24 protein-coding genes and 1 pseudogene are annotated in these 19963 nt (G+C 61.9%); 11 read left to right on the forward strand and 14 right to left on the reverse strand.

Going from position 1 to position 19963, the window contains the following annotated elements:
• Window positions 1-126 precede the first annotated feature (126 nt).
• From AC0QTX_RS18580 to AC0QTX_RS18595, 4 genes are all read left to right on the forward strand, one after another.
• Entirely contained in the window at window positions 127-1128 is a 1002-nt protein-coding gene (locus tag AC0QTX_RS18580; RefSeq protein ID WP_474605301.1) for a sugar-binding transcriptional regulator, read from the forward strand.
• Window positions 1129-1700: 572 nt separating this feature from the next.
• Window positions 1701-1934, forward strand: a complete 234-nt coding sequence (locus tag AC0QTX_RS18585) for a hypothetical protein (RefSeq protein ID WP_474605302.1) — start codon at window positions 1701-1703, stop codon at window positions 1932-1934.
• Between the two features lie 156 nt (window positions 1935-2090).
• Window positions 2091-2312, forward strand: coding sequence for a hypothetical protein (locus AC0QTX_RS18590; protein ID WP_474605303.1), 222 nt, complete (start codon window positions 2091-2093; stop codon window positions 2310-2312).
• Between the two features lie 95 nt (window positions 2313-2407).
• Window positions 2408-2626, forward strand: coding sequence for a hypothetical protein (locus AC0QTX_RS18595; protein WP_474605304.1), 219 nt, complete (start codon window positions 2408-2410; stop codon window positions 2624-2626).
• A gap of 343 nt (window positions 2627-2969) precedes the next feature.
• On the opposite strand, the gene AC0QTX_RS18600 is transcribed toward AC0QTX_RS18595, so the two are convergent.
• The 6 genes from AC0QTX_RS18600 to AC0QTX_RS18625 all read right to left on the reverse strand — a co-directional run bounded on the left by AC0QTX_RS18600 (window position 2970) and on the right by AC0QTX_RS18625 (window position 7032).
• On the reverse strand, window positions 2970-3896 hold the full coding sequence (locus tag AC0QTX_RS18600) for an aminoglycoside phosphotransferase family protein (RefSeq protein ID WP_474605305.1): 927 nt from the start codon (window positions 3894-3896) through the stop codon (window positions 2970-2972).
• A gap of 22 nt (window positions 3897-3918) precedes the next feature.
• Window positions 3919-4206, reverse strand: coding sequence for a toxin-antitoxin system YwqK family antitoxin (locus AC0QTX_RS18605; RefSeq protein WP_474605306.1), 288 nt, complete (start codon window positions 4204-4206; stop codon window positions 3919-3921).
• 105 nt (window positions 4207-4311) lie between these two features.
• Window positions 4312-4677, reverse strand: a complete 366-nt coding sequence (locus tag AC0QTX_RS18610; RefSeq protein ID WP_474605307.1) for a nuclear transport factor 2 family protein — start codon at window positions 4675-4677, stop codon at window positions 4312-4314.
• 79 nt (window positions 4678-4756) lie between these two features.
• Window positions 4757-5212 (reverse strand): nuclear transport factor 2 family protein, encoded by a 456-nt coding sequence (locus AC0QTX_RS18615; RefSeq protein ID WP_474605308.1) that lies wholly within the window; start codon window positions 5210-5212, stop codon window positions 4757-4759.
• Between the two features lie 185 nt (window positions 5213-5397).
• The gene (locus AC0QTX_RS18620) at window positions 5398-5988 is read right to left on the reverse strand and encodes a LysE family translocator (RefSeq protein WP_474605309.1); all 591 of its coding nucleotides are present in this window, start codon (window positions 5986-5988) and stop codon (window positions 5398-5400) included.
• Between the two features lie 354 nt (window positions 5989-6342).
• Window positions 6343-7032, reverse strand: a complete 690-nt coding sequence (locus AC0QTX_RS18625; RefSeq protein ID WP_474605310.1) for a glutathione S-transferase family protein — start codon at window positions 7030-7032, stop codon at window positions 6343-6345.
• Window positions 7033-7196: 164 nt separating this feature from the next.
• Here AC0QTX_RS18625 and AC0QTX_RS18630 point away from each other — a divergent pair, with 164 nt between their 5' ends.
• Window positions 7197-7895, forward strand: a complete 699-nt coding sequence (locus tag AC0QTX_RS18630; protein WP_474605349.1) for an IS6 family transposase — start codon at window positions 7197-7199, stop codon at window positions 7893-7895.
• A 314-nt stretch (window positions 7896-8209) separates the two neighbouring features.
• On the opposite strand, the gene AC0QTX_RS18635 is transcribed toward AC0QTX_RS18630, so the two are convergent.
• The 3 genes from AC0QTX_RS18635 to AC0QTX_RS18645 all read right to left on the reverse strand — a co-directional run bounded on the left by AC0QTX_RS18635 (window position 8210) and on the right by AC0QTX_RS18645 (window position 11721).
• The gene (locus tag AC0QTX_RS18635) at window positions 8210-9394 is read right to left on the reverse strand and encodes a metallophosphoesterase (RefSeq protein WP_474605311.1); all 1185 of its coding nucleotides are present in this window, start codon (window positions 9392-9394) and stop codon (window positions 8210-8212) included.
• 687 nt (window positions 9395-10081) lie between these two features.
• Window positions 10082-10789, reverse strand: coding sequence for a DUF6064 family protein (locus AC0QTX_RS18640; protein WP_474605312.1), 708 nt, complete (start codon window positions 10787-10789; stop codon window positions 10082-10084).
• Complete coding sequence (locus AC0QTX_RS18645; RefSeq protein ID WP_474605313.1) at window positions 10789-11721, reverse strand: aldo/keto reductase; 933 nt, start codon at window positions 11719-11721, stop codon at window positions 10789-10791. The genes AC0QTX_RS18640 and AC0QTX_RS18645 overlap by 1 nt, the downstream gene beginning before the upstream one ends.
• Window positions 11722-11940: 219 nt before the next feature.
• On the opposite strand from AC0QTX_RS18645, the gene AC0QTX_RS18650 reads away from it, so the two are divergent.
• From AC0QTX_RS18650 to AC0QTX_RS18660, 3 genes are all read left to right on the forward strand, one after another.
• The gene (locus tag AC0QTX_RS18650; protein WP_474605314.1) at window positions 11941-12513 is read left to right on the forward strand and encodes a L,D-transpeptidase; all 573 of its coding nucleotides are present in this window, start codon (window positions 11941-11943) and stop codon (window positions 12511-12513) included.
• 197 nt (window positions 12514-12710) lie between these two features.
• Window positions 12711-13067: a lysozyme inhibitor LprI family protein gene (locus AC0QTX_RS18655; RefSeq protein WP_474605315.1), complete on the forward strand. Its 357-nt coding sequence runs from the start codon at window positions 12711-12713 to the stop codon at window positions 13065-13067.
• Between the two features lie 102 nt (window positions 13068-13169).
• Window positions 13170-13394, forward strand: coding sequence for a hypothetical protein (locus AC0QTX_RS18660; protein WP_474605316.1), 225 nt, complete (start codon window positions 13170-13172; stop codon window positions 13392-13394).
• A gap of 188 nt (window positions 13395-13582) precedes the next feature.
• Here the strand turns inward: AC0QTX_RS18660 and AC0QTX_RS18665 are convergent, their stop codons facing one another.
• From AC0QTX_RS18665 to AC0QTX_RS18680, 4 genes are all read right to left on the reverse strand, one after another.
• Window positions 13583-13981 carry a M15 family metallopeptidase gene (locus tag AC0QTX_RS18665; RefSeq protein WP_474605317.1) on the reverse strand — a complete coding sequence of 133 codons (399 nt, stop codon included), beginning with the start codon at window positions 13979-13981 and terminating at the stop codon, window positions 13583-13585.
• A gap of 365 nt (window positions 13982-14346) precedes the next feature.
• Entirely contained in the window at window positions 14347-14616 is a 270-nt protein-coding gene (locus AC0QTX_RS18670) for a hypothetical protein (protein ID WP_474605318.1), read from the reverse strand.
• 227 nt (window positions 14617-14843) lie between these two features.
• Window positions 14844-14990, reverse strand: coding sequence for a hypothetical protein (locus AC0QTX_RS18675; protein WP_474605319.1), 147 nt, complete (start codon window positions 14988-14990; stop codon window positions 14844-14846).
• A 132-nt stretch (window positions 14991-15122) separates the two neighbouring features.
• Complete coding sequence (locus tag AC0QTX_RS18680) at window positions 15123-15362, reverse strand: hypothetical protein (protein ID WP_474605320.1); 240 nt, start codon at window positions 15360-15362, stop codon at window positions 15123-15125.
• 176 nt (window positions 15363-15538) lie between these two features.
• Here AC0QTX_RS18680 and AC0QTX_RS18685 point away from each other — a divergent pair, with 176 nt between their 5' ends.
• Both AC0QTX_RS18685 and AC0QTX_RS18690 read left to right on the forward strand, forming a co-directional pair.
• A complete protein-coding gene (locus AC0QTX_RS18685; protein ID WP_474605321.1) occupies window positions 15539-16297 on the forward strand; it encodes a bestrophin-like domain in 759 nt (252 codons plus the stop codon).
• A gap of 176 nt (window positions 16298-16473) precedes the next feature.
• Window positions 16474-17709, forward strand: a complete 1236-nt coding sequence (locus AC0QTX_RS18690) for an alpha/beta hydrolase (protein ID WP_474605322.1) — start codon at window positions 16474-16476, stop codon at window positions 17707-17709.
• A gap of 78 nt (window positions 17710-17787) precedes the next feature.
• On the opposite strand, the gene AC0QTX_RS18695 is transcribed toward AC0QTX_RS18690, so the two are convergent.
• Window positions 17788-18828: a hypothetical protein gene (locus tag AC0QTX_RS18695; RefSeq protein WP_474605323.1), complete on the reverse strand. Its 1041-nt coding sequence runs from the start codon at window positions 18826-18828 to the stop codon at window positions 17788-17790.
• A 971-nt stretch (window positions 18829-19799) separates the two neighbouring features.
• On the opposite strand from AC0QTX_RS18695, the pseudogene AC0QTX_RS18700 reads away from it, so the two are divergent.
• Window positions 19800-19937: pseudogene (locus AC0QTX_RS18700) on the forward strand (IS6 family transposase); the annotation flags it as partial.
• Window positions 19938-19963 lie beyond the last annotated feature (26 nt).

The raw sequence follows: 19963 nt of genomic DNA on the forward strand, positions 1-19963 counted from the left end.
TCTTGGTATGATCGAAGTACATTCCGACAAAGGGCTCGGTCAGATCTTCTGCGGCGGACGCGTGGCTAGGAGGGGCTGCGCACCTGCTCGTTGCTTGCATTGGACGAACACCCGAGCCTTGGTCCAATGCTGAACACGGCAGATAATTCACTCGAGGCCCGGATCGCTTGGCTCTACTTCATGGAAGGCATGACGCAGGCGGACATCGCGCAAAAGCTCGGCATAACGAGGCTTCGGGTGAACCGGATGCTCGTGGAAGCCCGCACAAGTGGTCTCGTCAGCATTACGCTCAACTCGCGGTTCACCACCTGCGTTGAGCTCGAGCAGCTCCTCATTCGTGAGTTCGACCTGAAGGGTGCCGTCATAATTCCAACACCCGAGGATCCCGATCTCGTGCCGGTCCTGCTCGGGCAAGCGGCAGGCGAGTACCTTTCGAATTTTCTCGAGACGAACGATGTGAAGGGCCTCGGATTGGGTTGGGGCGCAACCCTGCGCGAGACTATCCGCAATACGCGCCCAGGCCGGTATCCGGATTTGTGCATCAATTCGATGATGGGCGGTCTGACGCATGGACTGGAACTCAATACGTTTGAGACTGCGAGCAGTCTCGCTAACCGCCTGAATGCCGAATGTGAGTATCTGGCTGCGCCCATCTACGCGGGAAGCCCCGAGTCCCGAGACATCATATTGGCGCAGGACGTGTTTCGCGAGGCGTTCGAGCGGATTTCAGGCAATGACGTTGCGCTGCTCAGCATCGGCGATCTTTCGCTCCGCTCCCTGCTGATCCGCTACGGCGTTCCGCGAGACGTGAGCACTGATGAGTTGGTCAGGCTCGGTGCAGTCGGAGATATCTTGGGGCAGTTCTACGATGCTAACGGTCGGCTCCTCGACCATCCATTGAACCTTCGTGCGATCGCGTTGCCGCTTAGCGAACTCTCACGCATTCCGACCGTCGTTCTCGCCTCCGGTGGTCAGAACAAGATCCCTGCCATCGCGGCAGCCCTCAAGGCCCGGTTCGGCTCAGTGATTATCTGCGACGAGGACACTGCCAGGGCTGCCCGTGACCTTGCTCTTGCTGGCGAAGTGGCCATGAAGCCGCGGACGAGGAGACACCGCAGCCGCCAATAAGCAGCTGCTACGATCCGTGTCAGCCGCTTGCATAGGCACCAGCACCTCGGCGGCTTTGTTTCATTAACCTGAAAAGGGCAAAGCGAATCCTGTCGAACGGCTCACCCCGGCCAAAAGACCGAAGAGCTGGTTGACGGGACGGATTTCGCCTATCGCGCCGGGCTGTGTCAGGAGGTAGAGCCCACAGCGGATCATGCGCATGACCTCGAAGCCTTTGATAAAGGCGGAGACTGTTCTCATCCTTCAGGTGCTAGTCTTTGCCCCTAAGCATATCACTTAACGGGCGAGTGAGAAGATTGTCCGCAAATTTCAGAATGCCCTTCGCTGAACCTGAGTAGATGCTCTGAATAGCGAATGGATAGCGGGACGCCGCTGTCATCAAAATACGCTACAGGGCCGAAGCTAAGGTTTCGGCGTGATGCACATGGGGGCAGCTCTGATCCTCACTGCTCCCGGTCGAGGACGAGAACCCGTTTTAATTTCTGGTTCCTATTCCCATAGCGTTTGGCTCCCAGGAACAGCCTAAGCTCCAGCGCCATTTTGAATTGGGGCAGCGGCAGGTCACCATCGACTTGGGTCCCCAAGATGTCGTGAATGCCATAGCGGCACTCCTCAATGATTGCCTCGATCTTGGACAGCCGGCTGTCGGAAGAGTCGTCGGCCTCAAGCGCGCAGCGCGGGCTGAACCGATCGAGGAGCTGTTCTGGGCCGACGGCTGGAAGCGGTACCTGGACGGCTTCGCCGAACTCGCGGCGATCACGCGGGAACGTGAGATGGAAGCCGATGGCATGGCCCTAATGGCGTGAGCGGATCCCAGGCCGAACGAACGCCTTCGGTCCGAAGGCGTTCACGGGATTAACGGTTTTTTCCTCGCATTCCACAGACCAAGAACGAAACACGAACAAATTCCTGGCGAGCGGGTCCGGGAATCAGTAACCTCGCTGCTCTCGAGGGAGGTGACGATGACCGATCAGGTTCAGACCGCTTGCGACACGGACCGGGTGGAGGCCAAGGTCTCGGCCGTTATCGAAGCGTGCGGCGGTGACCTGAGAGCCGCCATCAAAGCCCTCCTCGTCGAGCAGGATATCTTGGAGCAGCGGATCGCGCGCTTGGTATCGGCGCTGTCGTATGGCTACGTCCGGGGAAGTACAGGTGCCGCCCGTCCTGTCCCCGCCCGTCCATGATGCTTTCGGCGTTGCCGCGACCAACCCAAACTCTTGCGCAACCCGGAGGCTCCACTCCCATGCTACACGGTCATTCGAGAAAGTCCCGCCGTCTCATGACACCGGAAATCGCCGATAGGCTCTTGGAGTTCCTGCGGCCGACCCGCCATCTTCTCACGCGAACGCTGACCGACATCCCGATTGGCAGCCAGGAGTACCGACAGATCGACCGTGTGGTGCAGGAGATCGACGCTCTGGCCAGGATCCTGATCGGGGATGCGACCTATTACTATCGCGAGGACCATCCGACGGATCCGCGGCGCCCCGATCAATAGACGAAGCCAGGACGCGAGAAGGCACGCCATCGAGAGGGAGCTTGCCTACCTACAAACACGTCCATGACAGGATCGAGCGTGGGATCACCGAAGGGCACTTCCGGCCGGACACGGCCGCCGCGGCCTTGGTCCGCCATTTCGGAGCGGTCATCCAGGGCATGTCAGTCCAGGCTTGCGATGGCGCGAGGAGGAGCTCGCATCGCTTGCCGCCATCGCCAGTGCGGAGGTGGATCTAGCCATCGGACGTCCGGCTGAATTCAGGGCATGGGAGTCTCAGATCACCCGCGAGGAGCATTGGCAGGCTGATCCGGCCAACTGCCAGATCAGGCGGTTGGCCGACACTTCAGACGTCCGGATCGTCGAGCAGGCGGGAGAGCGTATTTCGACCTAGGGCGCTCGTCCCGGGATTGGTGCGCTCGTAGTACCAGACCAGCCCCATCGCCTGCTGGAACGCCCATGCCGCGCCGCGCTTCCACTCGACGTCTCCCGATCCGAGATGGCTCCGCACAATCTCCCTCCGGTCTCGGTCAAGAAGATGCCACGCAGCCACGAGGTCCAACGCCGGATCGGCAGGTCCGAAGCCGCCGGCATCGAGCACACCCACAAGACGCTCGCCATGCACAAGAAGGTTTGCTGGAATGAGATCCCGATGGCTCATGACCTCAGTTCCGGATGGCGGCAGCTCCCGCAGCCGGGCCCACATGCGACGCAGGCGAGCCACGTCGAGCAGTCCCTCGCAGTTCCTGAAGCAGACTTCCATCCAGTCATCGTGATCGGGAAGGTTGCCGCCCCTGCCCCGTCCGTCGAAGCGGCGACCCTGAGTGTCCGCGGCCCGCAACGCTGCGATCAGGTTCGCGATGTCGAGGGCAAACGGCGTGGATGCCGCAAGCCCGTTTGGCGTTGCAACCTCGCCCTCGATCCAGCTCTGCACCACCCATGGCATTGGGTAGACTGTGCCGGGTTGGCCAAGCCCCAATGGTCGAGGAGTTGCAAACGGGGAATGCCTCGCGAACTCCGTCATGGCCGCCACTTCCCTGCGAAGCATCTCGGCGCACTCGACCGGCTTCATGGCGCGCAAAGGGAACCTTGCGGCGTCACTCGATCCAATCCGGAAGATTGCGTTGTCGGTACCGGTGGTGTGGAGTCGCTCGATCGGCTCATGGCGATACACCGGGAACTGATCGACGATCATCCCGCGAACGATGTCGGCATCAATGGGAACCTGGTCGTCGTGCATCATGGTATGGAAGAGGGGCGCAGAGCTATTCATTCCGAGTCATCGCACTCAAGGATCACCGCTTTCGCGTGACCTTATACGCTCGGCCGGACTTGTCGTAGGTGGTCCATTCCCCAACCTGCTTTCCGTCGTCGAAATATCCCGATCTCAACTTCGTTCCGTCTTTCCTGAACCATTCCCAGTAGCCTGTCGGGACATCATCGATGGTCTGCCCTCGGGCCCACAGGCTCCCATCCTTGTGGTAGTGAAGATGCTCCCTGGCCCCGGGTGGCTTCGCAGTCATCTTGAGAACCTTTGCAGGTGACGGGTACGTCGCGGCCCAATAGACACGAGACATGGTCATGTTGGGCGACGTCGCCTACCAATATCATATTTGGGCGTCTCGCTGTTCTAGCGACCTAACAATCGGCAGGGTTGGGATCCTGCCGATGTCAGGCATCGCATTGTCTCAAGCGGCGGTCGGCACTTGGTCGAGAAAGCCAACGACCTTGGTGAGGCGGCCGTTCTCGAGTGTTGCGAAGTCGGTACCCTTGATCGGACCGTCCCCGCCTTCGGGGCCGAGCTGCCAGGAGAAGCGCACCTGGTCGCCGTAGCCGTCGGGCTGTCCCACGAGGGCAAAGCGGAAGTCCGGGAACTGGCCGTGCACGCCTGCGATGAGAGCATCGATCTGGTCGTGGCCCTGCCCCTGCATGAGGGGGTCAAGGTAGGTGCCAGCGTCGCTCCAGAGGTCCGCGAGCATGGCTTTGCGGCGGCCCTGGTCGGTCTCGTTCCAGAGAGCGATGTAGCGATTGGCGATGGTTGCAGCGTCAGTCATGGGACGTCTCCTAGCGGTGGGGTGGATCGATTGACGGTTAGAATGCGGATGGCTTTTCGGATGGCGAGTGCGTGCGCCCTCAGGGGGTGCACGCTTGGGCGATCGAGAGGCTGTTCTCGTAGAGGCGATGCCGGGTGATACGGCCGTTCTCCACGGTGAGGTGCAGCGCGAACGGACCCTCGAAGGACTTCCCGGTCGCATGGACGGTGCCCGACAGGTGCCCCATCAGGACGGCGTCGGTGCCGTCGACCAGGAAGGTATCGACCGAGGCTCTCGCGTCCTCGGGCACGGTATGCTCCATCAGTTCCGTGAACAGGGCTGCGCATTCGGCAGGGGTGGAACGCGGGCGGATCCACGGGGCGGCCGGGTTGTCGGCGAGCACCCAGTCGACCTCGTCGGCGAACAGCGCGATGAGCCGCTCGGTGTCCCCGGCCAGCCGGGCGGCGAGGAAATCCTGCACGACGGACCGGGTGGTCTCGGCGACAGAATTTTCGGCGGTCGGCCTCTCCGTGGTGGCGGTGGACATGACAGTCATGGTGCACTCCTTGCTGCTGCGCCCAGTGAGCGTCGATAGGCTTGATACTGACGGGGAAGGGGAAGGCGGTCGATTACCTCAGGGGTAAGGAGTGGCTGACCTCTGAAGATCAGCCGCAGCCCTGGGCGGCGCAGGGCGTTGCTCGCCTCTGTCGCGAATCCTGGCTGATTAACGTGGTAACCTCCTCATGAAAGCGCTTCGCTCAGGAGCAACATGGCGCAGAGGACTACGACCCCACCAATGAGACGATCAAACGCTCTTTGGTGGTTTGGTCTCACTAATGCGTCTTTCAGGCTCGTACCCGCGAATGCCCAGGCGAACAGCGAAGCGCTGGTCACTGTTGCGATGGTGATCGCAAGGCCCAAGATCGGCTTGAATCCCGAGACGGCAACGTGAGATCCATCAGCCATAGAGGCAACCGCGCCAGATACGAGCAGCCAGGCTTTGGGATTGACCAATTGAAACAACGCGACGGTGCTAGTGGTGCTCGGCAGCTGCCCACGCCATCGTGATGCCCCCTCCCCAGCACGGAGGATCATCACACCTCCCACCCAGAGGAGATAGGCACTTCCAGACAGCGCTAATAGCGTTGAAATTCTCGGGTCAATGATCAGTAATGCCGTCACTCCAGTCGAGACGATCCCGAGTAGGATTAGAGATCCCGTTACGACACCTGCAATCGCAGGAAGTGCTCCTCGGATTCCACCATCCATAGCCGCGCCTAGGACAATCAAATTGTTCGGACCCGGCGTTATGGATGCGGCGAAGATCAGCATTCCGACTGAGATGAGCATAGGCATCTAAATTGGCCTCAATGTTGATGGTTCGATTTCCGCCGTCCCCCCACACCGCAGGGTAACCAGCGCCGGTCCTATGCGCTCGCGACCATGGGGCGCGAACCAATCCATCTCGGGCGCAACAGCTACAATTCCGTATGGATTGTTCTTGTTGTCGTTGACGTATGCGCCCGCACGAATGGCATTGAAGTCGACGGTTCGTGATACGCCAGCCCACCCGTAGAGATCCCGGGCATAAGCCCAGAGGTGCGGTTGATCGACAAGCCGGCGCCGCGCGCAGCGGAACAGTATGTGGTAGACGGCATCAAATCTCACCAAGCTGGGGAACAGACGCTAGTCGCTCTCCGTGATGACAGATCCATGGAGATAACGTCGTGTCGCCAGCCGTTGCTCAAGGACGTCCAGAGTCTTGAACACGTCTGTCACAGCTTCGTCGTAAGCGTCCTGATGTTCGGCAAAACCGGCACGGTAGACGGCGTTCGACAGGCCATTGTAAATCTGCAGGTTCACGGCCTCGATCTCGGCCGCCAGATCAGCAGGTCTCAAGGTGTAATCGATGGCCCCGGCGTTCGGGACAGCATCGAACGCACGCATGATCTTCGCCGAATCGTTGCTGACGATACGCTGATCCTTCATGTCCCATAGGACCGGGACGGTGACGCGACCGGAATAGGAAGGATCGCTCAGCGTATAAAGCTCATGGAGATGCACAATGGAGCGATCGCTGCCAGGAACTCGCCACGGCCGGCCGAAGTTCACGGCATAACCTTCGACCCGAGGCCCTCCAGCCAGTTGCAAAGCAATGAAGCGCTCTAAGCCTTTGATCTGGCGGACCATGATCGCGCGATGCGACCAAGGGCAACTCATCGACGCGATCAGATGGTAGCGGCCTGGCTCTAAGCGGATGCTCTCGATGATGTCCGGTCCCAGGTCCGCCGCAAAACGGCTGGGTGGGCGCTTGTAAGCGCCCCCTTCAACAACCCGGTCAACGTCGCTCCAGCATCCTTCAATCAACATGCCCATGGGTGTCTCCGCTGGTCAGAGATCGATTCTTATCAGGCCTACTCGACCTCGGCTGGTGACTTCTCAGGCAGATTTGGTAATAGGAGGTCACCATGGATCTGTCGCAACTCTTTCTTTCCGAGCGCTGGGCTATGGCCTGCACTGGCGGAAGAGGACGAGGCAGGATGTTCAAGGGCAGGCAATTTGATCAATCAGTAATCCTGCTCTGTGTGCGGTGGTACTTGGCGTACAATCTCAGCCTGCGAAATCTCGAGGAGATGATGGCTGAGCGCGGCATCGCGGTCGACCATGCCACAGTTGGTCGCTGGGTAGTCCGTTACTCACCCGAGCTTCTCGGGCGGTTCAATCAGCGAAAGCGGCCTGTCACCAAAAGATGGCACGTGGACGAAACGTATATTAAGGTGCGCGGGCGTTGGACGTATCTTTACCGCGCCATCGATAGCAACGGCGACACGGTCGAGTTCTGGTTCAGCGAGCGGCGAAATCTAATGGCTGCCAAGCGGTTCCTGCGCAAGGCCCTTAAGCGGCATGGCCGACCTGAGAGGATTGTCATCGACGGCAGCCAGACGAACCGTGAAGCGATCCTGTCCTGCGATACGACAAACCGGCTGCAGGACCGATCACGACGGAAACTCAAGCCGATACGGATACGGCAAAGTGCCTACCTGAACAATCTCATTGAGCAGGATCATCGGGCCATCAAGCGGCGCGTTCGCTCGATGATGGGGTTCAAGTCCCTGAGCAGCGCTCGCGCGATTCTGGGCGGGATTGAGATGGTTCACATGATGCGAAAAGGACAGGCGAAATACGCCTGCGCTCAACAACCGTCGCTCGCTGAGCAGTTCGAGCGGCTCGCCGCATAAGCGTCCGCAGCCCGTTATAGTATCTCTCTGTCTCTCACCAGAACTTGCGACAGAACCGCCGACCGATGATGCCTTCTTCGACCTGTTTGCGGAACTCCGAGCCGACCGACTGATCCCCTGATCCTTCAGGCCATCGTGTGGCAATCGCTACCGAATGCCGGGTGGAAGAACGACATCCAAGGTCCGCAGTGGGTCAGGTAGTGAAATTCGGTCACTGGTAGGAACGTCCGACGTTCCTGTCTAAAGCAGAAGTTCGGCCACGTCCGGAATGTACCTTAGCTGCCATTCCGCCGAGTGGCTTTGTCATCGTGAATTCAGCCTGCAGTGGCCGGAGCAAGCGCGCGCTCCGAACTCGCCGGCGCATGGGCGGGCGGACCATCCTGCTGTGACGCGCGTCGCAGGGTGATGCGGGTCAGTTCGGAGGAACGCCCGAGCCTCAAGGCAAAGCCGGGCCAGAGTGCGGTGCCGTTGTTGACGTAGAGCGTCATGGCGCCGACCTGGTACCGGCCCGAGACGAAGCCGTTGTTGGCGCGCGCGACCAGCCGGTCCAGTCCTGGGATCATGCCACCGTGAGTATGCCCGGAGAGTTGCAGCGCCACGCCGCGTGCAGCCGCCTGGACCGCGTTCCTCGGCTGATGGTCGAGCAGGATGATCGGCGTTTCGGACGGTGCACCCTCAAGAGCGGCCGACAGGTCCGGTGCCGGATGGAAGGATCGAGGCGCCGACAGGTCGGTGACGCCGGCCAGCACGAGCGATCCGCCATGACGGTTCAGGACTGTATGATCGTTGGCGAGCGCCTGCATCCCCATGCTGGCATACTGGCGCATCCATTCCTCATAGTCGAAGAAATACTCATGGTTGCCGGGAATGACCCAAACGCCGTCCTTCGCACGCAGGTCGCGCAGAGGCTCCACGTCGGCACGCCGCGCGCCGAATGAGCCGTCGATCAGATCGCCGGTGACTACGATCAGATCAACCCCGAGCGCATTGGAGCGCTCCACCACCGCTTGGGTCCACTCCTTTGGGAACAGGCGACTGATGTGCAGGTCGGTCAGTTGCAGAAGCCTGTAGCCGTCGAACTGAGGCGGCAGGCCCGGGATGCCAATCTCAAGATCCTTGAGGGGTGGCACACGCGTCGCCTGGTACACGCCGACGGCCGAGAGCAGCATGGCCGCCGTAGCGGCCATGTAGCGCACGCCGTCCGGTATGGCTCCGCCGCCCCGGACCAGCCGCACGATCAAGGCGGTCGCGTCGAGGGCGATCTGCATCGCCGCCAGCAGCGCGATTGCCCCGAACGCCCAGTTGAACATCAGCACGAGAGCACGGGGAAACTCGGGCGAGAAGACCGAGCCGGACGAGAGGCGGCTCCAAAGATGGTATTGCGATGCTACGAGCACGGCGATGGCAAGGGCGATCTTCCCGCCCGGTGCCCACGGAAGCGGCCACACGAACCGCGCCAGCACATAGAGGGCGGGCAGTGCAAAAGTCAGGTGGAACATGAACGCCCTTGGATCGAGGAGATAGTGACCGGAACGGTCAGGTGGAGGTCCGATTACCTAGAACGGTCGACGGGGTCGGCACAGAGCCTGTCGCGTAGTCCCTAAAGATCCGCCGCAGGATTGGGTGCTCGGCGCGGCGCTGTCACCTCACGATGTCGAGACCCGTTCCTAGCCACCTCTGCTTCAGAACTCCGGCGCCATCGCTCCTGAGCGCATCGAAACAGTGGCCGAGCTTCTTCACCGGTTGCATGTGGATCACCCGGAAGGGCTGGAACTCTGGCCTGAGGCAGGCGATGGCGGCCTGCTGATCATCTACGGCGCGCTCCCCCGGAGAAAGCCGGCCCTGACAAGCTCACGGTGGGGGCTGACGTAATTTGCCCAAAGCAAGCCGAAGACGGTCGAAGTTGGACGCAGCGTCTGGCTACCTATTGGCTACCTGGGAGAAAACAGCTCAAAGGGCAAATGCCGGCAACCCTTTGATATTGTTGGTGAGCGCGCTGGGACTCGAACCCAGGACCCTCTGATTAAAAGTCAGAGGCTCCGCCTGCAACGCGGCAGCGGATGTTATCTATTATGCTGATCCCGATAGATCGAGCATGGACGCTCTGCGTAGTAATCGTCCGGCGAGAACTGCATCCATCGGGCTGACGACGCCCCCACGGTACAAACTGCTTCGATATGCTCCCGTTATTGGCTTGAGCGCTGATCGGCCTGCCCTCTGCCCTGCTCTCGCACAGACAACACCCGATAAACAGCCAATCCAAGAGCACCAAGGGCTGCCACAGGCATGACCCATGCATCCGGCGAACCCATGGTCCAAAGGGTTGCGCCGCCGATCCCGCACCAGATGAGCGGAATGATCATGAGCCCCCACGGGGGCCGCTCGTCCACGGTCAGCAGGATGCCAAGCGTGGCAAGCACAGTGGGATCAGGCGTGACACCAAAGATCGCGGCCTGCCTCCAATCGCGGCCGACAAGCGGGCTAATCAATGGCTGCGCCACTAGCGCAAACACAAATAGCCCCATTCCAGTCCGGCTGGTCCAATCCCTGTACGGCCGAAACGAGAGCCGATGGCGAACGATCCCTGTCCAGATCAGCAGCACTGCCTCGATGACAAAGCCGATGGCGAAGTAGCGCGCTGCCCAGTTAATCGTGTCGTAGTGCTCCACAAGGTAAGCCCAGGCCGTCCAAAGCCAGCCGGCTGCAAGGATCACCATCACCACTCCCTGGCGGTCCCTTCCGCGATACAGCCGCCACAGGATGACAAGTCCGAGCAGCAACGCTGGAATCTGCGCCGGCCAGATCGCCCGGTTGTAGAGCTCGAACAGTCGGTAATAAGTGCGGGCCGAAAACAGCAGGAAATCCGATGGAGTGTAGGACAGCCAATCCCCCATCAGAGGCTCTTGACATAAGCGATCATGCGGGCCCGCATCGCGGCATCCGGCAACGGTCCGGTGGCAGCCGCCATGTTCTCGCGCACATGATCCACCCGGGTGGTGGCCGGAATGGCGCAGGTCACGGCCGGGTGTGAGACGATGAACTTCAGAACAAACTGCGCCCAGCTCCGTGCATCGACCTCAGCCGTCCAAGCCGGGAGTGGATGGCGTTCCAGGCGATCAAGCAGGCTACCCTGCTGGAATGGCCGGTTCACGATCACCCCGATGGCGCGCTCTGCAGCCAGGGGCAGAATGCGGTCTTCCACCTCACGATCAAGGATGTTGTAGGTCACCTGGATGAAATCGAGCGGATGTTGATGCATCACGCGCTCGAACTCTCGGTGCCGGCGTCCTTCCGAGGTCGTGATCCCGACATAGCGCACCTCGCCAGCCGCCTTCATGGCAAGCAGGGTTCTGAGATGCGCCTCCCAGGACAGGAGATTGTGGACCTGCAGCAGGTCAAAGCGGGGAACCCTCCAGTAGCGGCGTGACTCCTCTGTTTGACTTCGACCGGATGAGCCAGACGAGGTCCAGACCTTGTCGGCCGAGAACAGGTGGGATGGGTGGCCGAGCTTCTGCAGGCCATAGCCGACCACTTCCTGGGATGAGCCGTACATGGGAGAGGAGTCGATCAAGCGCCCGCCGGCTTCGAAGAATGCCCGCATGACCTGGGCACAGCTATCCCGTGCTTCTCTGTCGTTGCCGACGTTGAACGTGATCCAGGTGCCGAGCCCGATCAGGGGCAGGGCCTCGCCAGTCGAGGGAATAGGTCTGGTGAGAACCGGACTCGGCAGTGCGGCACCGGTCAGGGGCCACAACATCGCCGTGGCACTGGTCGCCACGAAAGCGCGGAGGAGACTGCGGCGGCTGAGGGGGAGTGATGGCTGCATCAATAGTTCTCCCGACCCAATCGGTCAGAGGTTGCTGTACTCAGGCGGCTGCGGGCATCACGAGCCTTGAATCTTTATGTTCATGACAACGTGCGCGTACCGTCACGGTGCCCAGAATCGGTGGGCACCGCCTGCTTGGAGTTGGAACCTTAGCCGTTCTTGACCGTCATCTCTATGCGGTGCCTTATCCCGGACCGGCACAACCCCGGAGGCCGATCGATGCGTAGAACCATCTCATTCGTGCTTGCACTGCTCGGCGGCATTGTTCTAGCCAGTCCTGCGGTGGCTGAGGTGTTGATCGTGGTCGATAAGACAACCCAGCGCATGACCGTGTCCGTCAACGGGCAGCAGCGCTATTCCTGGCCCGTGTCGACGGGCACGGCCGATTACTCCACGCCGATTGGCACCTTCACGCCGTCACGACTGGCCAAGGTGCATTATTCGCGGGAATGGGACAACGCGCCCATGCCGCATTCGATCTTCTTCACCGATGCGGGCCATGCCATTCATGGCAGCCGTGCCATATCCCACCTCGGCACACCGGCCTCGCATGGCTGCGTGCGGCTGGCGCCCAGGCACGCGAGCATTCTGTTCGATCTCGTCAGGGTGGAAGGGCCTGGGAACACGCGGGTCGAGATCACCGGGATGGATCCGATCGGCACCGGGCTGGCGGGCGGTAATGGTGCAGGAGGTGACTACAGCCGCCTGACCAGCTTCGACCCGCTGTCCGTCGGCATCATGGCCGGCGATAGCGCACAGCGCTCACAATCTGCAATCAGCAGGAATCCGTGAGGCGGCCAGCCGGCTGGAACAGCACGGCGGCGATGCCGGACGGGTGCGACACGCCAGATGCTCCGGCTGCGGACATTCTCGGGCATGACCCAAGCCCCCACCGTCTGTTAACCCTGCTTCACAACAGATCCACATGACCGGGAGCCTCGGCTGGCTGGAGGGGTTTGCTCAGCAATCAGGTTCTCGAGGATGATCCCATGATCAGGAACGCTCTTTGCCTCACAGGCCTCGCTGCCCTGTTGATGAGCGCGGCATGGCAGCCTGCCGGGGCTGCCAGCTTCGACTGCGCCAAAGCCGAGGCTGCCGACGAAAAGGCCATTTGTGCCGATCGGCAGCTGAACGACCAGGATGTCGAGATGGCCGTCCTCTACACCCAGCTCAAGCCATTGCTTGGGATGGGCGCCCGCGGCGACATGGAGGACGAGCAGGCGGCCTGGCTCAAGCGTCGTGCGGCCTGTGGCGCCGACCGGGCCTGCTTGAGCAAAGCCTATCAGGAGCGCATCCAGCAGCTGAGAGGCGGTTTTGAGGCTCTCACCAAGCGTGGTCCTTCCTGACGGCGGCTATTGATCAATGTCCGAGCAGGATCGTGCTCATCACCGTCCGGTCACACTCGGTCGGCACGATCCTCTTCACTGCTTAGGAATAGGAGATCCTCAATGACCACGCCGCGGTTTACGGAGGAGGAGATCACGGCACGAGCCCGGCAGCTCGCTGATGAGCAGGGACCTGGCTGGGAAGCGATCACGGCTGAGGAGCAGGTTGGCAAGAACACCGCCGAGTTCCGCTACTGGCGGGAGTTGGCTCTCAAAGAGCTTGAAGCCGAAGAGCCGACGGTTCTGGAGGTCGAGGCCAGTGTGCCCAAGACAGTGGGGCTCGACTAGCTTCGTCGAATTGCCCCAGCCGACGGGCACTCAAGGGGTAGCCGCCGAGTTGCGCCAGGCTCGCAGCCCTGCACGGTCGTGGCCAGAACGGCCTTGGCTGCCTTGCGGATCTGCCCGTCATACCGGCGCCGACAGGCGATGCTCCTGCTGTGTTGGCGCACCAAGCGGCCGCCAGACACCCGCTTCGATCAGGGCGACACGAGTTCGAAGTGCGAGCGGTCCCTGTTCTTGAAGCCATGGAAGTGGCCTCCCCAGCGAATCGCCACAGAACTCGCCATGGCGGCCCTCTTCATTGCGGCTGCAATCCGGTTCTGAGCTTCCGGATCAAAGTGGACGTGCCCTTCGTGGTCGAGCGGCCACAAGTCCACCGCCCGGCCTGAGCGGTGCGGGCTATCCAGCGCCTTGGACCAGCCCCAGGCAACCGCCAGACGCTGCAGCCTGCCGTCGCGCCGACCCGAGCCGATCACGAAGCGCAGGCCGGGATTGTCGGCCTGAGCCTTCCGCACCACCTTGGCGAGCGCCGGATCGAGGGCCTTGAGGTTGGACATATGGTTTTGCACCGGGTCCGGGTTCCACGTGCGGAACATCGCAAGTTGATCCCGCCTGAGCTCATCCTTGACAGGGATTCTGCCATAGACGCCGCCTTGGCCATATTGCGGGTGCTCGGGAGCACCCAGCGATGTCTGTGGGTCCGCGGCAGTTTCGGCGTGAACACCAGCATGCAGACAGCCCCCGAAGAGTGCGATGCCGAGCATCCAGAGGCGGAGAGAGCGTACACTTAGAGGCATGGTGGCTTGAACGATTGAAAGCCGATGGTGTCAGAGGAAGACGCAACTGTCCAGTTTCTGCACTCGGGTGACGGTGTGCGGGATCTGAGGACAGTCAGGAGGAAGATCTGCAGGTTTCTATGCCGCTGCTCGCCAGCGGTCCTGTGCCCTCTCCTTTAAGATCCCTACTCCACCTCATCGAGCACCTTGCGGACAGCTGCCAGCGAGAGGCCGAAGTGCTTGGCGACCTTGGTGGGGGCTACTCCGGCCAGAAGAGCGGCCCGAACTGCCTTGCGCTGCCCCTCCTGCAACGGAGAGGAGGTCTTGCCGGATCTTGAGAGCTTGGTCTGCTTTGCGGGTCTTGGAGCAAGCCGATCCAGGGACGCTCTGGCCTGTCCCGCCGCCGCTTCCAGCTCCGGGTGGTTGCCCCGGCCCTTCTCCAGTCGGCGCTGCACTTCCTCGGCGAGTTAGCCCAACTGCTGGGCCAGTTGAACATCGGACAGGCTGACCAGCCTTGGCGGGTTAGCCAGAACAGCAGCCGGTTCAGCCGAGGGCGTGGGAATGGTGAGCGTGACCTCGAACAGGTCAGGCGTGCGCGGTGAAGAACCCTCGTGCGGCATAGAGCATATGGGGATCAGGCGCGGCTTCCCCAAGGTTCAGGAACTCGCCCGGCTGCCGGCTTCTAGCGCGGTCCTGGCTCCTGAAGCGAAATCCCTGCCGGCACCTTGAGCGTCCCCTCCTCTCCCACGGGATCGATGAAGCGGCTGCTCCTCGGGATCACGAGCCCTTCCCCGATCTTCGGCAGCTTGGACAGGGTCCTGCACGCCACAGCCGACCTGCCTCCTAGCGAGGTTTCGGTGCCGGTCAGCCACGCCGCAGGCTGTCCTGGTCCTTGGAGGCTCCCCTCAATCCGCAGGCTCTGATCCGGAAACACCCAGGTGAAGCGCTGGCCCGTCTGTTTCTACTTGCCCGGCCACTCCCCTGGCTTTGTGCGGGAAGCATCGAAGATGTAGGGGCTCACCTCGCCGTTTTCGAACTCGCCGCCTCCGACACCACCGCCGGGGTAGAAGGTGATCACGAACTGCGACTGATCGCTTGAGCGGGTACACTGCCAGAGGGAGCCGGCAAGGCTCATGCCGTCGGCGCTGGCTGTTGGTGATGCCAGGACAATCCCGATCACGGCGAGCAGGAGGCGTCTCATGGTGCTGTCTCCGATCCGACTGGGTCGGATCAGCACGTCAGACCGCCGTTTGTTACCAAACTTTGTCTGCCTATCTCCGCCCGTTAATGTGAGGCCCCCTCCTCAAGGCAACGGGATTGACCCGCCTTGGAGAATGCACTGGGATTAGCGCCTCCGAGGCGCTCGCGGACCCTGCCATGAATCCGGTGCTCATCAGCCTTTTCACGTTCTTGGCCGTGGCCTGCGGGGCCCTGATCGGGTTCGGGCTGGCCCGCAGGCTTCCTGAGACCCACCTCAGCAGCGATGTGCGGACGGCTGTGTCGGTGGCAATGGCCATCGTCGGAACACTGACTGCCCTCGTGATCGGCCTGATGATCAGCACAGCCAGCACGGCCTTCAGCGCCAGGGAGAATGCGGTCCAGACGCTGGCCATGGACATTGTCAAGCTTGACAGGGTGCTGCGACGCTACGGCCCGGATACGGACGGCACCCGCGACCTCGTGCGCCAGTATGCTGCCATGAAAGCCGACGAACTGTCGCGCCGTGGTGAGGATGCCACACCATCGGAGGCCGCACTTGCGATGCTCGAGGCCATCGATGACCAGGTGACGCAATTGCAACCCACGGACGACCGTGGACGCCGGATCAGGGCGCAGGCAACTCAGTTGCTCGAGGCTATCTCAGAGGCGCGCTGGCTGCTTGCGGAGAAGGCCGTCATCACGATCCCGCCGCCCTTCCTGATCCTGGTGATCCTCTGGCTGTCGCTTCTGTTTGCTAGCTTCGGGTTATTTGCGCCCCGCAACACGACAGTGGTGGTCTTCCACATCCTCGGTGCGGCTGCCATCTCCGGAGGGATCCTGATGATCCTCGAACTCGGCACACCGACGCAGGGACTGGTCCGCGTGCCGATTGCTCACTTGGTGGCTGCGGCCGAGCAGCTCAAAGCAGCTAAGTAAGCGATAGTGAATCATCGCTCTCGTAACCGGATATTGGACGATGACTTGGGATCAACACGCATCAGTACCACTCGGCCCTTACTGAGCGCTGATCATAAAGCGGCAGCCCTTGCCCGCACTGGATATGGGCCGTACAGAACAATGACCGCTGGAACGACAGCAGGAAGCGACGGACCATGGCACTCCAAGATCACCGTTGCGTTCGTTCTCTGATCGTGGTCGCTCTCCTTCTCGGCCTGAACGCATGTGCAAGTCCGCGGGGCACCCTTGTGCCTGTGGCGGAGAGCGCGCCGGGCACCAGCAAGGTCGATATGCTGGTCGCCACCACCCGAATGCCGGCGAACGATCCTGAAGAGTTCTTCTCTGGCAACCGCGGTTCCGAGCTATCCTTTGCCGAGTTTACGGTGTCGATCCCGCCTGAGGCCAACCGCAAGCAAGGCGAGGTGCAGTGGCCGCGCAGCGTACCCGGCGACCCCGCCACCGATTTCGTGACGCTCAAGGCCGACATCATCGACAGGACGCAGGCTGCGACCTGGTTCCGCCGGACTGTTCGGCAGGTGCCCCAGCGGCGTGTGCTGGTGTTCATCCACGGCTTCAACAACCGCTTTGACGATGCAGTCTTCCGGTTCGCCCAGATCGTGCACGACGCGGGAACACCTGTGGTCCCGGTACTGTTCACCTGGCCGTCGCGCGGCAGCGTGCTGGCCTACGGGTATGATCGCGAGAGCAACACCTATTCTCGTAATGCGCTTGAGACCACGCTGCGGACGTTGGCCAGCGATCCCTCTGTCGGCGAGATCTCGATCCTCGCCCACTCAATGGGCAACTGGGTGACGCTGGAGGCGCTGCGTCAGATGGCGATCCGGGATCGGCGCGTCGCCCCGAAAATCCGGAACGTGCTGCTCGCCGCACCTGACGTGGATGTCGACCTGTTCCGCGAGGCGATCATGGACATGGGTAAGGAGCGCCCCGGCTTCACCCTCTTCGTGTCGCAGGATGACCGGGCATTGGCCGTCTCGCGCCGCCTCTGGGGCGATGCTGTGCGGCTTGGGGCTATCGATCCTGAGCAGGAGCCGTACCGCAGCGAGATGGAGCAGGCCGGGATCACCGTACTCAATCTGTCGAAGCTCCGTTCCGGCGATCCCCTGAACCACAGCAAGTACGCGGAGAGCCCTGAGGTCGTCCGGATCATCGGGCGGGAACTCGCTGAGGGCCAGACGCTGACCGATTCCCGCGTTGGTGTCGGCGACCGGATCATCCAGGTGACAACGGGTGCGGCGGCGGCAGTCGGGACGGCCGCGGGGTTGGCCGTGTCCGCTCCCGTTGCGATTGTTGATCCCCGCACGCGGCAGAACTTCCAGGGCCATGTGGAGAACTTCGGGCAGACCGTAAGCGGTGCCGTTTCCCCCTGAGGCTACTGCGCCAAACGTGCGCTTGTTGCCCAACGAGGAGCGGCGGTGTTTCTGGGCGGCACCAAAGGTGCAGCTCCCTCATTGCCAGAACGGCATGCTGACTTTCGGGTCAGCAGGAAACTTGGCGTTCATTAGCGGCTCCGCAGACGTGAACAGCAGCCGTCTGCGGAACGCCGGGGGCGTCTCGACGATCTGGATGTCGCGCGCCAGCGCCTCATCGGGCCAGAAGGACGGCGTCTGCCCGCCCATGAAGGGCACGTCCTGCGTCCACGCTGGGACCTCAAGATCCCAGCGCTGGGCCAAGTGCTCGCCGACCGCTCCGAGCCACGCATCATTCCTTGGATCTCCGGTCGGGATGGGAACTGGATCGAGCATGGCCTGCTGGGCCGCCTTGTCCTTCTCCAGATAGAAGGCCTCGCCGAACTCGCCCGAGGCCAGCCCAAAACAATCACCATCCTCCCTGGCCAACGCAGCGACGTCAGCCAGGGACTTCGGCTTCGCGTTCAGCGCCACTCCGCAGCCGAAGCGATCTAGCGCATACTCGAACTGGGACAGCCTTCTCCCAAGGATACGGGCGAGGTCGCCATCCTCCCTCTCTTTCCTCTCGAGGTAAGGCGCAACGAGGCACTTCAGCCGCCGTGCGCTCCTGATGCCGGCCTGAGCCGCAATGCGGATGACGGGTTCCAGGTCGTCGTAGCCGATGTCGTCCTTCAGGCGGAGCGAGGCCAATAACGTCATCGGGACCAACAAACTGGCCGGTGCGGAGAGAACACGCAGTCCGGGGCGCTCCCAGGACGGGTACATTCCGGTAGGGAACCCGGCCGGCCCGGACGGCCCGTGACCGAACACCGCCTGCAGGACATCCTCCACCCAGTCACTGGGGAGCCCGATGCTGCGGCCAGCGCCCACCACAGCTTGCCGGACAATCCCGGATCTTCCCTCGAGGGAGATGTCGGCCTTGATGCGGGTGCCGTCATCGGCCCAGCTATAGCGCACAAGGATTGCGCTTCGGCCATGGATCATGATCTCGCCGATGACCCGGTGACCTCGAAGCTCCTCCCCGGCAAGATCCAGTGCCTTGCGGACGAGGGCTGGGTAGATGTGAGCGGAAGCGGTCATCGCCGAGGTCCCGGTGGTGCCTTGCCCGACTGGAAGGTAGAGCGCAGTGCCCCGCAGGCCATGCTGGGAACTGCAATGCCGTCGTCGACTCACATGTGAATCCCTGCCGCTCCCATGCAATGCGGTCAGAAACTACGAATGCGTAAGTGGGGCAGTTTGGTGGGCGAGGGATTCCGCCGGGGCGGCATTCATGATTCAATCCATGGATGACGGGACCACCCTCTGATGTCGCCAAGCCCCTGTCCCAGAAGGCCCTGCGCCTGCTGGTCTCGGAATTGGCCGGCACGCTTGATCGCGTGGAGCAGGAACTCTCGGATCTGCGGATCCACAATCAGGCTCTGCAGCAGGAGGTCGAGCAGCTCCGCCTCGACAACAGCAACCTGCGCCTCGACAACCAGGCCTTGAAGGACGAGATCGCAAGGCTCAAGCACCTGCCGCCACGACCGCCGTTCAAACCGTCCGGAATGGAGAAAGCCACCCAGCCAAAGCCTGCCGGTCCGGGCCGGCGCCCTGGCCGTGGCGCCAAACGGGATCGGGTGACGCGTGAGGTCACGCTGCAGGTCGAGGTGCCGGCAGGCTCGCGCTTTAAGGGCTTCAAGTCGGTGGTGCGGCGGGATCTCGTGCTGATCGCCGAGGTCGTGCGCTACAAGCGGGAACGCTGGCTCACACCAGAGAGCCAGACCATCATCGCGCCGCTGCCGGAAGGGATCGCGGGCGGGTTCGGTCCCGGCGTGCGGCGGTTCTGCCTCGCCCTGCACAAACAGGGCCAGGTGACCACCGAGCGCCTCACCGATCTGCTGAACAGCATCGGCCTGGCGATCTCCAAGCGGGAGGTGGTGCGCCTGCTCACCACCGATCTGGAGGCGTTCGAACAGGAAGACCTCGCTATCCTGAAAGCAGGCCGGTTCTGTCGCAACAATTTGTTTCAGAGTTTCGGCTACTCCTCCCTGGGTTCGGGGGCGGAGGACGCAGTGTTCAAGGGCAGGCATTTCGATCGATCCGTGATCCTGCTCTGCGTGCGGTGGTATTTGGCCTATAATCTCAGCCTGCGGGATCTCGAGGAGATGATGGCCGAGCGCGGCATCTCCGTTGACCATGCGACGGTGCACGACCTGTGAGGAAATCCCCTGGGAGC

The sequence above is a fragment of the Microvirga sp. jy35 genome (assembly GCF_056148915.1).